This window comes from Halostella sp. PRR32, from assembly GCF_034808085.1.
Lineage (GTDB): Archaea > Halobacteriota > Halobacteria > Halobacteriales > Natronoarchaeaceae > Halostella > Halostella pelagica.
In genome coordinates this window covers 623362-638609 of the sequence record NZ_JAXHGL010000001.1, presented here as the reverse complement: position 1 = coordinate 638609, position 15248 = coordinate 623362, and the positions used below count along the sequence as shown (strand labels likewise).

Below are 15248 nucleotides of genomic sequence, written 5' to 3'. Positions count from 1 at the left end.
CCCCGCTATATAGTCGGGGCCGGTGAATAACTTCGCTGAATTTAGCCGGAGTGAATCACGAACTAATTGCCAATTCCATAATATATTTTGTGTTACTTGACTATAAGGGGGATAGAAAAATTACATCCGTGTATTTGCCTATCAATCCTGAATTATTCGGCACTCAGGATCACTGCTTGTCGGCTGGCTTCCTCGCTCGCTGGTAGCTCCGAACGAACGAGTAGGCTAAGCCAAGTAACCCGCCGAGAACTGGGAGTCCGAGACCGACGCTTATCGAAATTTCCCCGGGCCTATTGATGTACTCGAAGACAAACGTAATCGTACCGGGTCTGCCGACTGTGACTGAGCCAACGTTGAGAGCGTCAAGGATGAATAGCCCGCCGAAGCTCAGAACGACCAAGAGCCCGACCGCCATAACAGCCGCACCGACGAGCGCATCCCACACTGCGGCCGTCATCGAGAGTTCACGCGGCTGATCTGCTTCTCGACCGAGGATGCGGAATCCGGTTCTGTGGTCTTCGGCGTGAACGTGGGAAGGATATCCCAGTAACGTCAGTGCCATCCAGAGATCGCCGACAGCACCCCCGGCATTCGCGGCAAGCGGGAGGACAAGCCAGCCCCACTCGAAGAGAATCATCAGCGGGACACCGATCAGCGTCAGGACGACCAGCGGCGTCAGGAGCACAACGAGGAATTGGTCGCGGGTGAATCGGTGGTCGGTGGTCGCATACGCGTACGGGAGAATAAAGTGCGCTACTCCCACTCCATATCGAGGTTCCCCACCATAATACCGAATGGCCAGTCCGTGAAGCCACTCGTGTGGAACGAGAATAAGACTCGCGAGAACGAGAACGACCAAGACGTTCAGCGGTTCGATCCACCAGCCGACGCCAGCCGGTGAGAAATCGTACGTTGCCGACTGTCCAGTCAGCAACTGATAGAGTCCGCTGAACACGCCCATCGCGACACCGAAACCCATCGTCCCTACGACCGCCCACTGGACGGTGAGGCTTCGGGACAACTGGAGATCTGCAAGGACGGTTTCGGTCTCGGCGGAACTGGTCGTATCCATGCTGGGGTATTCTTCCTGTAGGCACTAAGTGCAATCTTCTGTTTAGCTTGCGGCTGTATCTGCCGAATCTGCTGGTGCTCTTTCAACGATTAAGATACGGGGGATCACCCCGTTCCCCAGCCCGGATACCGAGCCATTGCGAAAGAGAGGATAACGGAGTTCTATTGATATCCTGCGCGAGACGGCGTAATTAGTCGGTCTATTCTAGGATTACAGCGCTTCTAACTTTGGTTACAGGTCAGTAACCTAACTACAATTCATGGGGGGAGGGAGCGAGCGGAAACGACTGCAGAGCGGATCAGCCAACCGGTCGAACCGGGGCGCATCAGAAGTGATCGGGATCGTGTTGCTCGTCGGACTCGTAGTCGCCGGGCTAACTCTCGTCGTTGCGGTTGGCGTCCCGGTACTCGATGACTCCAGGCGAAACGCGGAGATCCGCGCCGCACAAACGGGGATGGTCGAACTGGACGCGACGGCCGAGCGCGTGGGCCGCCAGTCCGCGGCGACGGAGCGTCTAACCTTCGACCACGGGAACGGGAAACTCGCCGTCAACGATGACAGGGGACAGATCACGGTCCGGAGCGTCGACTTCGCTTCGGGTCAGTCGGTCGTGGTTGCGAACGAGTCGTTGGGAGAAGTCGCGTACGTCGCCGGAGAGACGCGGATCGCGACTCAGGGAGGCGCTGTGTTCAGACACTCGTCCGGAGGGACGACGATGGTGTCGACGCCGGAAATCGAGTATCGGGACGGCACGCTTCTGGTCGAGTACCTCACCGTCGAGGGTGACGCCTCGCTCGACCACCGACTACAGATTCGGGCGACGAACCGATCAGCTGAAACCGGCACAGACGCCGTCGCCAATCCGATCGAGAGCCCACAGGCGCTCACGGTCACGGTCGAAAGCGAGTACTACACCGCGTGGGCCGCGTACTTCCGGGCGAGAACGCCGGGAAGGGTCTCCGTCAACCACTCCGCACAGGCCGTGACGGTCCAGTTCGTTACCGGGTCACCGCAACTGGATATCCGGAGCGGTCTCACGGGGACGGCCCCGACCGGAGAGTTACGTCTGACTGGCACCGGCGCGTACACGGACAGTTACGACTCCTCAGAGGCGGCGTACTCCGAGGACGATGCGACGGGACACGGGTCCGTCAGGGTCGCTGGAAACGTCTCGTCCGGTGGTGACGCTACGGTACGGGGAGACCTCTACTCCGGTGAGTCGGTCGAACTCAGCGGCTCGACGGAGATCGACGGGACCGTTCACTGGACCGACAGCTTCGAACGGAACGGCGCGGACTACGACGGCTCCGAGCGGATAGACGGCATCGAGACAGCGACCCCGTTCAGCTCTATCGTCGAGCGACAGGTCGCGCGCCTCGCAGACGAAAACGACAACGCGGACGCGTCCGCTATCTCCGGAAGTTCGCTGTCCACTTCCGGTTCGACGACGACGATCACCGCCGGTCAGTACTCCGTCGAAGCGATCGATCTCGACAACGAGGAACTGGTTCTCGACACGACAGACGGGGACATCGTCGTCGGCGTCCGGGACTACGTCCGCCTCGGCGGAGCGCAGGGGTCGAACATCACCGTCAGAGGGAACAACAGCGTCCGGTTGTACGTTGCGAGCGAACGCGATGTCACCGTCTCCCCGACGGGACTCGGCCAGCGACAGGTCAACGTCCACGTCGGCAAGAAATCCCACGTCACAGTCCCGGGTGACCGGTCCTCGCAGTTCTGGACGTTCGGCACCGAGGACTTCAACGCGACTATCGCTGGCGGAGGCAGTTCAACGACGCGCGCTACCTTCACCGGCGTGATGTACGCGCCGACGCGGAACGGGTCGGGGTACAGTTACGTCAAACAGGCGGACGTGTACGGGGCCGTGGTCTCCGGAACGACCACGCTCGGAACCAAGGGAGCCGTCCATTACGACCAGGCGCTTGCAGCGACGACTGACTCCGGCCTCGCGGACGACGTACCGTGGGTTACGTACCTACACGTGGACCGGAACTCGGTCACCGTAACTGACGCGGACTGATGGTTCGCCGTCTTACGCCTGCTCCGCGTGACACGCACGAACCTACGTGCGTTCGACACCTGATCTCGAAGCGACCACGCCGTCAGTTCCTGGGTTCTAACACCGTTTCGCCGCCGAGCGCCGCCTCGCCGAGCGAGAACTCGCGGGACGTTAACTTGCTGTTGATCCCGAGGAACGTGCCGGATCCGAGTGTGCACTCGTTTTCCAGAAAGACGACGGCTGATCCGACGTGGGCTGGCTTCTGAGAACTCGCGAGCGCTTCCACGGCGGCGCGTTCGTCGTCGTTTCGGAGCGGGCCGCAAAAGAGCGCAAACCCGGGTCGGTCGGGGAGTTCCGAAGCGTACTGAGACCACGCCGCCTCGCGCTCGATACTCTCAAGGCTGCTGTGGTCGAGGAAGTACAATCGGTGGCCGGAGGGCGTGTCGGCGCTCCCGCAAGACGGCGTATCATGTGTCATGGACGCGGAATCCCCAGTATCGGCAGTGCCGGCAGCGGGAGAATCGGGGTCAGTTCCGTCGGCTCGGTCCAGGCCCGTAGACTCACCCACAGGTGTCGCGTATCTGAGATACAGTTCGACTAACTCGCGGAGGCCTCGTTTCGTTCCTCGCTGCTTGTACAGTTCGGGAGCCCTGGCGAGCAGTTCTCGGCGTGCGGACTCCGGCCAGTCGACCCGTGAGTCGACAGCTAACCACCGTTCCAGCCAGGCCAGCGATTCGCTCGGAACACCCTGCGGATCGAAATACTGTCCGATCCCGTCTATCTCCTCCTCGATGTCAACGAATATCCGTTCGAACACGGACAGGAACCGTTCGAGAAACTCCGTAGACTGGTCGTCTTCCTGATACAGCTCCGGGAGATACCGAAGATACGTCTGTCGGGGACAGAATGCCCGTACGGAGTCGACCCGCGGAGCTGATTCCGGAGTTCCAACGAGCTCCAGATTGACGAACAGATATCGCCCGTTTCCGTCTTCGAACAGGACATCGGTCGGGTTGAGTGAGTCCACAGTCGTCCAGTTGCCTTCCGCGTGTTCCGACAGGTTGCTCAGCGCGACACCCTGCCAGTAGCGGACGTTCCTCGGGAAGACGTCCTCGTGACGCGAAGCGACCCGATCTGGGTCGCAGTTGATAAGTTCCCAGACGCTGGTGATCCCGTCGTCTCGAAGTATGTCGACCGTCTTCGGCGCAAGCCGAGTGATCTCGGCAGCGTCTAACTCGACGAGCGCGGGTGAGTCCGTCGCGAGATATCGAACGCGGACCTGAGTACTGGCTGACGACCGGCCGATCCCCAGCGACAACCGATGCCATTCGTTCCCCTGCGCACCGGAGTCGAATCGCTGGAACGCCGTCCCGACGTACCGGTCCCGTCTCGGATGTCGCTTGTTCAACGAGGTTTCAGTAAGCGCGTGACAGTTCTGGTCGTCGCCAAGCAGTCCATAGAACTCGTACTGCTCGGTATTTTCGACGAACCGGCCGTCGAGTTCGACACAGGGGTCGTCGAAGCGGTGGCGTTCGGAAAACGATTCAGAGTCAGGATCCCACTCGTACAGCGCGCTCTCCGTTTCTCCGGCTACTGCTCCAGTAACGAAGAGGCGGCCGGCGGTGACAGAGAGAGCAACAGGCGAAACGGGGCCGTCTTCGGGTTCGAACGTCGCCCCCGGCACCGACGCGTTCTCGACCTCCTCACCCCCACGGAAAGCTCGGACGGTAGAAACACCGTTCAGGGGATCTAAGAGGTATAGTTGGCCGTCATCGGCTGCGATGTCAGTCGGGGTTCCGAGATCCCACCCAGTCGTCGAGTCGGTCGTCTTACCGCGTTCGACCGTCACGATCCCTTCCCTCTCGTCGAGAACGTAAATCGTCCCGTCAGAGTGCGCTAACCCCGCGGGCTCGGACGCCGGCGTCTCCAGTGTTCCGATAAGGCGCTGTAATCGCGGTGAAAGGACGGCGATACGGCCGTCGGTCGCATCGATGACGAAGACGCGGTCCGCCGTAGCACAGACCGCGACCGGGTCGGTGAGCGTCGCTTCAGTCCGGTCCACCAACTGCTGTTCGAGTTCTGTATCCGGATCGTAGCGATAGAGCCCGCCCGACGGCCGGACAGTGTAGAGTACCCCGCTCGGATCGACGGCGTGGTCGATGGCCCGCGTTTCCAGGTCTGACTGCCGGATCGTGGTCGTCGTTTCGAGGGTTATTCCGCCGTCTCGAACGTCGACGTTGCGACCGTTCCACTCGTCCCAGTCCGTCTCGCTCGCTGTCGTGGCGTACGAGAAATCCACGATTACACACCTCCACCACTCGGGGTGGCCCTCTCAGCGAGGTCCGTGATCACTTCCTCGACGTAAAACAGTGACATCTCGTCGATCCGAACGACGCCGTCGTCGATCACCGCCCCGCCGTGCGCGGAGATATCGATGTCGCTCACCCGGTCGATCACGTCGTGGCCGGCGATCTGGTCGCGCAGTTCGGCATCGAAAAGGGGTCGGCCGAACGGCCACCCGTTGCCGTCGAAGCCGTTGAGCGGATGGACGTACTCCTCGACGGCGGCGCGGACCGCCGCCTCGTGTCCCTCGTCGGTGTACTGTGACCGAGTTCGGCCCGTGACGGTCACTTCGAGTCCGACGTACCGGGGTGCTATCACGCGAACGCGATCAGCCAGTACTTTTCGTTCGTCCAGATACCGTTTGACTGCTCGCAAAAACCCCTCACTGGGTTCGGGTTTCGGCACGTCCGGAGGCGCGTACGGGACGGCGACCACGGTGATCTGCTCGTCGGCCACGACGACGTTCGTCCGATCGACGCGAACCCCCGGCGTTCGCGACGCGATGGCGCGATAGTCGTTCGTGGTGACTGCACGATGTGGCGTCCGAAGGTCCCGTCTGACGCGCTTGAGCGCTGCCTCGACTGACTCGCCGTCCGTCCCCCCGGTTGCGGGCCGGGTCGGCGACACCGTGATGTCGTCAAGCGTCCCCGCTCCGTCGAGCGAGGTCGTCCCATCTGTAAACCGCCACTGTGCGGACTGCGGGACGTTGCCTTCGTCGCCGCCGCCGTACACGTAATCGGCGACGACGGTCGCATCAGACGGCGGCACCTTGCCGTTGATCCCGTCGCCGAACAGAACGCTGCCGTCGTCGCGGTCGAGGACGTACTGCTCGTCGTCGGGCCCCGATGCGTCGAAGTCGGGGACCTCCGTCCACCGCTCGCCGTCGACTGTCACCCGCGCTGAAAGGATAGGAGAGTGCTCGAAGGCGAACGTCTGTCCGTCCAACGCCGTCGGTTCGTCGAGCGTCCCGACCTGCTCTAACCGTTCGCCGCTGACTGACGCACGGTGGCTCGCGGACGCGGCGTTCGTCTCGATAGCGTCGATCTGTGGCGGGATCTCGTAGCCGGGCCTCACTAGTCGACAGCGGATCCAGTGGTGTTCCGACGGCGCGTCGTCGACCGGAAGTTCGGTTCCCCGCGTCTGCTCCCTGTCGTCCGGACGGCTCAGTTCGATATGCCCGCCTTCGTAAAACGCGTTCGTACCGTCACGACGGACGTCGAGACCCACCCACGCCCCGTCGCGCTTCCGCCGGTGTTCCCACGCAAGTTCGACAGACGGGTCGAACGACGGGTCGCCAGTTCGAGACGGAGCCGGGTCGGGTATATCTTCGTCGTGGTAATCGATCATCAGCGTGAGTCTGTCCGAAGCCCCGAACGGATCGGCGTCAAACCCCAGATACAGCGTATCGCGGACCGACGGGTCGTCGCCGAACGCGCGGTAGTACATCTCGTCGGTCCGGTTCGCGTGCGAGTTGTCGGTCTGTCCCGCTTCCCCGACGGTTACGACGCGTCGGATAGCCGCTGCCGTGAGAGCGGTGTCGTGGTCAGTTTCGAAGCGGCACGTTTCCCCGGTGGTATCGGTCACCGTAAGCTTGGTTCCGGCCGGAACGCGACAGCCCGCGGTATCGCCCTGCGGGGTAAACGCCACCCGCGTCGTCGCCTGTCCGGGTGGACGCGGATTTTCGCCCATTAGCCGGAGGTACTTCTCGCGATGGTCGTCTGTAACTCTATCGAGCTGGTAGACGTACGTCTCTGTCAACCATGCTAACACCTCTAAGATCGTTATCCCCGGGTCGTGCGGGTTGAAGTCGGTCCACTCGTCAGAGTACGCGGGGATCAGTTTCTGAGCCTCTTCCAGTATCTCCTCGTACTCCCTGTCGGCGAGTTCCGGAACGTCGAGCCCCACGGGTCACCGCCCTCCGTCGGGTGCGATCCTCGGCTGACGCCGACCCGTTCCGACTCGGCGGGTCACGGGTCACCCTCCATGGTGACTGTTATCTCGTGGTCTCCGCTACAGACGAGTGCGTCTCTCGGGAGCGTCGGATCGCGCTGGCGGCCACTGAGCGACTGTCGGTCGCCGCTCACGTCGATCCTTGCCCCGATATCTACCACGTTCGACACGTTCTCGATGTCGTCGACAGCCGCGGCCAGTTCCTCGATACCGGGCATCGCTCCGAACTCCCACCCGTCGCCCCCGTTCCCGGTCAGCGGATGCAGATACTCGTCGAGTCGTTGACTGATCGTTCCCTTGAGCTGTGAAACGCTCTTGACCTCCGACGCTCGGAGCGTCAACTCGACGGCCATCTCGGCGTAACTTGGTCCCCTGACGACGATCCGTGCGCTCTCCGATTCGACGAGCGACGCCGGCGCCCGTTTTCGCAGTGCGGTGTGGACCTGCTGTTTGAGCTCCGTTGACGGGACCGGCTTTTCTCGTTCGGCCTGCGGAACTATCAACAATGTCACCTGACCGGACGCCCGTTCGCCGCTGCTAGACAGGTTCGGATCGCATTTGACCGTCGCGAGTTCGCGGAACTCGGCTTTCGAAACCTGTTCGTAGTCGGCGGCAGTGACCGCTTTCCCCCGGTGTTTGATCTGGTTCGTCGTCCGCGAAACGAGCGCATCGATAGACTCGATGTCCGCACCCCCGTCCGCCGGTGCCGGGTTCGAAACCGATTCGACCAGCGAGATCGAACTCTTGAGGTCGGTGATCGTCCCGGTGTCTACGTTGCCGTCTCTCCCGCCACCGGTCGTGTACGTCGTCTTCAGGTTGTCCTGGCCGTTCGGCGGGATCGCTCCGCTGTTCCCATCGCCGAACGTGACGGTTCCGTTGCTCCTGTCGACGACGTAGTTCCGGTCCGACGGGCCCGAGTCCAGGAAGTCCGCCGCTTCCACCCAGCGAACCCAGAACTCCTCGGTCTCACCCCGGGACGACGTAACGCGTTCGACGGCATCGGGGCGGGTTTCGACGAGTTCTCGCCGTTCGCCCGAAGACAGACTGGCGTACTCGTCGACCCAGACCTCTGTCTGGATGACCGGAGCGAACGCGAATTCGAACGACTGGTCGTGTGACCCGTCGCTCGATCCGAGTATCTCGTTTTCCACCGTGTTCGTGTTGTAGGCCCACTGCGTGTTCGGGTAGATTCCGTCCAGAACCGGTGGCGTCGTCGACCGCTCTAATGTGCGGTCGGTTCCCTCGACCTCCGATACGACACCGCTGTTCCGCGACGGTCGGGTCGGTCGGGGTTCGCGCTCGAACTCGTCCTGCGTGATGCGTGCCCGTATCCAGTGGCGCTGTCGGCCGAACAGATCGAACGCGGTGGTCGGTTCGGGAAACGTGAACCGTACGAGTCCGCGCTCCGTCAGCCCGCCCGTCCGGTCCTGAACGTCTATCTCCGACCACTCGAATGCGTCGGGGTCGTTGCAGTACTCCCACTGAATTCCGGGGTCGAAGGCGCGCGGATACGTCGTGTCTTTCACCGGAACGAACACGGAAAGCGGCCCGTTCCGAAGTACGTCGTCGAACCCGAGATAGATCGTCTGTTCCCGGTCCGGGAGTTCGGTAAACGGCGAAAACGGATCGGAACGGTCCGCGAGATCTTCGCTGAACGACGCGTTGTCGTATCTGCGGACTGTCTCGAAGGGTTCCAGCCCCCTGTCGTAGTGGATCGACACGTTACTGAACTTCGGCGGCTCCGGAGAGTCGGTGAGCGCCCCTCGCGTACCGGCGTCGGTAACGTCGAAAGACGGCTGCCCGTAGTTCCCGCTGACAAGCCGGGCGCGGATCCACACGTCATCGTGTCCGGACACTGCGGTCGCCTCGATGTCGTCCGGAACGGGAAACCGGACGTGACCCGGGTCCGCCAGCGCGTTCGTCTCGTCGGTGATACCGTCGATCCGAGTCCAGCCGTCCCCGTTCCAGTACTCCCACGATATGTGCGGAGGGCCGCCGACGAGTCCGACACCACCTGGACCACCGTCTGCGGACCCGTCCGCACCGTCGCCCGCGTCGGACGGGCCGGCCACCTCGGGCACGTGGAACTCGATGTCGATGACTCCACCCCCTTTGGTGAACGCTTCTTCCGAGGCGACGTAAAACGTCGCCGGGGGTTGCGGAAGCCGTCCGAACGGTAGAATGTCGCCCTCGTCTTCGAGCGACAAGGGGACATCGTTCGCGAGGAGGAAATCCGGTGCAAGCCCGCCCTCTCTCGCCCCGCTTCCGACGCTCACCGCTAGCGACTGCATTTTCACCGAGAAGGGGTCCGACTCGTCGTCGACCAGCCGGCACCGAAGCCACCGACTCTCGTCACCGTCGACGGTCGTCTGTACGGTTTCGCCCCGGAGCCGAAACGTCGATTCGATCGCGTGGCCGTCGCTCCTCTCGTGCTCGGTGTCCGAGCGAGACTGCAGCAACTCTTGAAGCTCTTCGAGACTGGCGTCGTCGCCGGGGCCGTCTCCGTCCTGTGGTTGTTCGAGCCGATGCCAGCCTTCCTCGCCGGACTCGTCGTCGCCGTAGTACTCCCAGACGACCGAGTCGAGGAACACGTCGCTATCGACGTTCGTTTCGGCCGTGACTGTCACCGACGACCCGGATTCGAGGTTGAGCAGGGTCTCGTGACCCATGTAGAGGACGTGTTCCTGTTCGTTCTCGCCGACGAACACCTCCGTAACGCCGTCGTCGTCGTCCAGCAAGTCGTCGTGGTCGACGATGGCGTCGTCGGTCGGGTCGACCGCAGTCACGTCGATCAGCGTAGCCCCCGTCGCTTCGAAGCCCCGTTCCTGCGGCACTTCGAATATCTGCGTTCCCGCGTTGTCGGGGTCGGCTATCGCCTGCGTCCCACCCGGGATCGCCACGTTCCGGTCTAGATCTGTCGAGACAGAGAAGGTCAGCGGTAATCTGGCGGCCTGTGGCGGTCGTCGTTCGAAATCGAGTGCGTCGAGAAAGGCGATACGGTGTTTCTCCGGGACGTCGTTCAACCTGCGGATGATATCAGCTCCGAGATGGGAGAAGATCCGCAACAGCGTCCGCCCGTTGTCCGCCGACGTCGGGTCCCACGAATCGGTGTACATCTGGGCGATACGCTGGAGTTCTTCGTACACCTCCTCCTGGCTCCTATCGTCGATTACGGGCTCGTGACTCATCCGTCGCCCTCAGTGATGTAGAAGGGGTACACCATGTTTGACAGACTGTTCGTCGTCCGAACGCGGTACTCGATCTCTATCTGGACCCTGTTCGGGCTCTCGCTAGCGGTCCGGGCCTCGATGTCCTCGACGTCGATCCGGGGCTCCCATCGAACGAGCGCCTTCCGAACGCTGCTTTCGATCAGGTTCAGCGTGGCAGGCGTGGCCGCCGAAAAGACGTGATCGTGTATTTCACAGCCGAACTCCGGCCGCATGATACGTTCGCCTTTCGCAGTCCCGAGGATGATCCGGATCGCCTCGCGGATGTCCTCGTCCGTGTCCGACGTTCGGACGTCTCCGCGGTGGTCCGTTTCGACCGGGAACTTCCACCCGGTTCCGAGGAAGTCCTCTGACATCGTGGCTCAGCCTATGAAGACCGTGGGACACCCGCTCGCGATCTTGTTCGGCGGGCCGTTCTCGACGACGGTGTCTCCCATCCGAGCCGCCGGCATCTTGTTGACAAACACCGTCGTACTTCCCATCGCGACTGAACCGCCGACGTGCGGAACGATACCGCTCGTGAGCGGACAGCTGTGAACGTCGGCGATGGCGCGCCAGGCGGGCTTGCCGCCGATCAGGACGTTCGAACTGGCACTGCCGGTGAGTGGCGTTCCGTGAGCGGTCTGATCGCCCAATCTGGCTGCAGGCTTCATCTATATTATCTATTAATTTAATTGTATTATAGAACCTTTAATAGTTAACGGACCGGTAGCGTCGATCCCCATTATCCCGCGACTCGACACGTTCAACTGCCCCTTGCTTGCCAGATCGAGTTGGGCTTTGCTCGAAACGGCGACGCCCTTGTTGCCCGATATCTTCACCTTCTTTCCCCCGCTGATGGAGACGGTCGGTGCCGAGATGTCGATCTCGTTTTTCGCCTCGATCGAAACGTTTCCGCTCGAAGCGTCGAGAGTGACACTGTTGTCGTTGCTCTCGTCGCGGAGCACGATCGTCTCCGAACCGCCGGAATCGTCGATGACGATTTCGTGACCCTCCCCAGTCCGTATCGTTATACTCCCGGAATCGGCGTCGTCGAACCTGAGTTGATGATCACTTCGCGACCGTACCTCCCGAACGTCGTTGCCGCCGTCGCCGTTCGTCTGTGGCGGTTTCTGCTCGCCGTTCCAGAGCGCCCCGATGACGAACGGTCTGTGGATGTCGCCGTTCTGGAAGGCGACGAGCACTTCGTCGTCGACCTCCGGAAGGAAGTACGTCCCGTACCCATCGCCCGCCATCTCGGTGGCGACTCTGGCCCAGTAGCTCTCGTCGTCGGCGTCGCGCCACGGGAACCGTAGTTTCACGCGGCCGAGGTCTTTCGGGTCCTCGTTGTCCGTGACGATACCGACGGCGACGTTGCGGGAGTCGCCGTCGTCGTCGGCGTCCCCCTCGAAAAACCCGGGACGGCTCACGTTCCCACCTCCGTGGCCTCGAACGTCGTGCGGTAGCCGGAACCGCCCATTCGGTGCGTCGCTTTCGTCACGTGGTACTCGCCGGAGAACCGCTCCCCGAGTTCTTCGAGACGGACCGTCGTCCCCGCTCGGATCTCCGGGGTACCGTCGACCTCTCCGTGGCCCTGAACAACGCCGTCGGAGAACCGGTTCAGCTTCGTTTCTGCTATGTGGTCTGCTTCGTCGCGTGACATGGCTGGTATTCGAAAGACCTCCTTGTGTTTCGCGTTCGAACTCCCCGCGGAGACGACGATTTCCTCCTTTTTCTGGACGTCCCAGGACCGAACCTCGACCGCGTGCGTCCGCTTCCGATGGGTTATCTCGGCGAAGAACTCGTGAAGCGCTTCCCCGTACCAGAGTTCGGCGACGGGTCCGTCGCTTCCGGCGTGCGAGGACAGCGGGACGAACCTGACCGAATCCCGTTCGGCGTAGAACTCGAAGCCGTAGGTCGCGGCCAGGTCCTGAATGAACCGATAGTCGCTCTGTCTGTCCTGGATCAGTTTTGCCCGCTTGACGTTCGCGCTCTCGACGTCGATCGTAGAAAACGAGTACGACGACAGCACGTCTTCGACCGCCGCTCCGACGGTGGTTTCGGACCACGATCGAGAGTCGGTCCCCTGCATGGTTTCCCAGAGCAGTCCGTACCCGTTGACCTGGACCAGCGGCCCCCTGTCCGTCGTGAACTCGGTGTCGATCGAGCGGATACTTCCGCTCAAAAGCGGCGTCAACGTGCCGTCGTCACCGTACCCCATCGCTATCTCGACGTCCGTCCCGATGCCGAAGTCGTCCCAGGTCAACCCGGCGAACTCGCCCAGTTCCTCGTCGAACGGGAAGTTGAGTCCGAACGAGAACCTGTCAGCGCCGTCGAGGGTCGTTTCGACGACGAGGTCGGTGATTCGGCCTCCCGGCTCCTGGAACTTGTCGTCGCCGACGGTGACCTTGAACCGCGGGGAGTACCGCGGATGGTTGTTGATTTCGGTGCTCATTGCTACAATGGCGGGAGTTCGAGCGTCTCGCCCGTTTCGAGCGTCCGCGGGTCTTCGATGTCGTTCTGTAAAGCGATCGTACGCCAGTGCGACGGGTCTCCGTACTCCTCGGACGCGATCAGCCAGAGCGTGTCGCCGTCGTTCACCGTCCAGACCTTGGTCTTGTCCGTCGACTCAGGAGATACCTCGGACTTGTGATAGTCCGCCGTCTTGAACTCCCTGAACACCACGTTCACCCGGGCGCGGATGGGCACGCCGCTCGGGAGGAACTTCGTGAACTGCTTGTTGGCGCTCTCGACCAGCGCCGTGAAGGCGATGCCGTCGCCCCAGACGAACTGACAGACTGGCGGAGCGTGAAGCTCCCCGTCGACCGAAAGGAGCGTGTCGATGTGTTTCGTGTACTGCTCGCGGACGTCGACTTCGGATGAACTCGACGAGCTATCTGCCTCGACCCGGTCGGTCGTGTCGAAAAACAGCTCCATCGACAGCGTCTCCGCGTTGCCGTCGACGAACTGCATGATCGACGCTCCGGAGCCGGTCGCGTTCAGTTCACCGTAGTTGACGCTCTTTTCGATGGTGTACGAACTCGGGTTGAACTTGCAGTCGATCGTTTCGCCCTCGTTCTTGCCGTTGAGGACGGATATCTGTGCTTTCTCGAGTTTGCCACTGTTTGCCATCTACAATCCCCGCCGTTTTCGTTCGATCCGCTGTTTTCGTTCGAGCTTCCGATAGAGCCGTTCGACTATCCGATCGACGTCCGATTCGAACTCCATCGAGCCCGTATCTCTCGGAATATCGATACGCCGTCGCCGGTCCCGTTGAGAACGGTCGTCGGGGCGTTGATCACGTCTGCCGGAGCGCTGGTCGGAACGCGGGGGTTCAGTCGGCCGGCCCGGCGTGGACGACCCCTCACTCGGTGGGAGGTTGTCCGTCGGCGACCGGCGGTCGCTCCGATCGAACGACGATCGAAACGGACCCGATGTCGCGTCCGACTCGTCTGCAACCGACCGTTCGTCGAGGCCGCCTCTGTGGGCTGGCCGGCGACCCGTCCCACGCTGGGGTCCGGTTTTCTGCCTGGCATGGCCGGACTCCGGTCGAGAGTCGGTTCCGGTGCTTTGCACGGACTGCGATCCTCCGGCAGCAGTCGCTGGCCGTTCGTTCCCGTCCCGCGTCTCACTGGCCGTCGCCGTGTCACGGTACGTCAGCGACGGTCGTTCAGACAGTCCGGTTGTGTGCATCCCACCTTCCACCGAGCTTCTTTGTTTCGATCCGATAGGTTTTGATTTAGTACTTTCCCTATTCGTTCCTATGGCCCTGTTCGCCCGGATCAGTGAGCCGTCTGTCTCACGAGTAGACGATAGCCCGAACCGAACGGCCGACGATGGTCTGGACTGAACTGCTGGCTGCGACCCGGACTGAACTGCCGGCTGTGTCTCTGACCCCAGTACTGGCGAACTTCCCTCCCGGGACGCCGTCAGAGCATCACCGGTTTCAGCGGGCGAGCCGGACGCTCCGATCAGACCAGTAGCGTGGTCAGGCAGGCGTTCCCCCCGGTCGGATGCGGTCCGGTCCACTCTCGGACCGGGCGAAGTCCGCTGTTCTGGCGATGCCCGCGGTTCGGACGAAACCGGCGGGTCGGGCGAGCCCGTCGGATCCGACACTGCTTCGATGCGTCGGTCGGGGCCGTTGACCGACATCCGCGCCGAGCGGATCGGTTCGGTGGACGGTGCCCGGCCGTCCGTTCGGTCGAAGTGCAGAGAGGATGCGAGACCGTCTGCCGGGTTTCGAGCGTCCGGGCGAGACAGCGATAGAGCGGGCGTCGTCACGCCCACGTCGAAGCGGCTCCGTGCGGTCTCGCCGTCGCTCCGCCGGGATCGAACCGGTCGTCCGACAGACCGATCCGCCGCGCCCCCGACGGTCTCGTCCGCCGGTTCGGCCGTACCCGGTTTCGCCTTTGTCTCATCGGTCCGGGACACGGGCCGAGTACTCGCTTTCGCCGTGCCAGCAGCAGGCGCAGACTGCGGGCTAGCCGTCGAGGAGGCCCCGTCGGGTTGGAAAGCGAGCCCGGAAGAGTGTCGGAACTCGGACGGACGAGGCGCGGGCTGACGCCCGGTGTCACCCGTTCCGTACCGAAGCGAGACGCCCGGGGACGAACCCGCTCGTTCGCCAGCGGCCCCCATCCCGTCTCTGCGGTCGACCTTC

General features: G+C 62.4%; 10 protein-coding genes. 1 reads left to right on the top strand and 9 read right to left on the bottom strand.

Features of this window, described 5'->3' with window-relative positions; translation table 11 throughout:
- Positions 1–169: 169 nt before the first annotated feature.
- Positions 170–1072 carry a DUF3267 domain-containing protein gene (locus SM753_RS03395; protein WP_323190548.1) on the bottom strand — a complete coding sequence of 301 codons (903 nt, stop codon included), beginning with the start codon at positions 1070–1072 and terminating at the stop codon, positions 170–172.
- Between the two features lie 259 nt (positions 1073–1331).
- Here SM753_RS03395 and SM753_RS03390 point away from each other — a divergent pair, with 259 nt between their 5' ends.
- On the top strand, positions 1332–3113 hold the full coding sequence (locus tag SM753_RS03390) for a hypothetical protein (protein ID WP_323190547.1): 1782 nt from the start codon (positions 1332–1334) through the stop codon (positions 3111–3113).
- Positions 3114–3195: 82 nt separating this feature from the next.
- On the opposite strand, the gene SM753_RS03385 is transcribed toward SM753_RS03390, so the two are convergent.
- The 8 genes from SM753_RS03385 to SM753_RS03350 all read right to left on the bottom strand — a co-directional run bounded on the left by SM753_RS03385 (position 3196) and on the right by SM753_RS03350 (position 13723).
- A complete protein-coding gene (locus SM753_RS03385; protein WP_323190546.1) occupies positions 3196–5391 on the bottom strand; it encodes a phage tail protein in 2196 nt (731 codons plus the stop codon).
- Between the two features lie 2 nt (positions 5392–5393).
- Positions 5394–7340, bottom strand: a complete 1947-nt coding sequence (locus SM753_RS03380) for a putative baseplate assembly protein (RefSeq protein WP_323190545.1) — start codon at positions 7338–7340, stop codon at positions 5394–5396.
- A gap of 62 nt (positions 7341–7402) precedes the next feature.
- The gene (locus SM753_RS03375) at positions 7403–10573 is read right to left on the bottom strand and encodes a putative baseplate assembly protein (protein ID WP_323190544.1); all 3171 of its coding nucleotides are present in this window, start codon (positions 10571–10573) and stop codon (positions 7403–7405) included.
- Complete coding sequence (locus SM753_RS03370; protein WP_135534623.1) at positions 10570–10968, bottom strand: GPW/gp25 family protein; 399 nt, start codon at positions 10966–10968, stop codon at positions 10570–10572. The genes SM753_RS03375 and SM753_RS03370 overlap by 4 nt, the downstream gene beginning before the upstream one ends.
- A gap of 6 nt (positions 10969–10974) precedes the next feature.
- Positions 10975–11265, bottom strand: a complete 291-nt coding sequence (locus SM753_RS03365; RefSeq protein WP_323190543.1) for a PAAR domain-containing protein — start codon at positions 11263–11265, stop codon at positions 10975–10977.
- Positions 11266–11277: 12 nt separating this feature from the next.
- Entirely contained in the window at positions 11278–12021 is a 744-nt protein-coding gene (locus tag SM753_RS03360; RefSeq protein WP_323190542.1) for a phage baseplate assembly protein V, read from the bottom strand.
- Positions 12018–13046: a phage late control D family protein gene (locus SM753_RS03355; protein ID WP_135534620.1), complete on the bottom strand. Its 1029-nt coding sequence runs from the start codon at positions 13044–13046 to the stop codon at positions 12018–12020. Before SM753_RS03355 ends, SM753_RS03360 begins: the two co-directional genes overlap by 4 nt.
- Before the next feature lie 2 nt (positions 13047–13048).
- A complete protein-coding gene (locus tag SM753_RS03350; RefSeq protein WP_323190541.1) occupies positions 13049–13723 on the bottom strand; it encodes a LysM peptidoglycan-binding domain-containing protein in 675 nt (224 codons plus the stop codon).
- Positions 13724–15248 lie beyond the last annotated feature (1525 nt).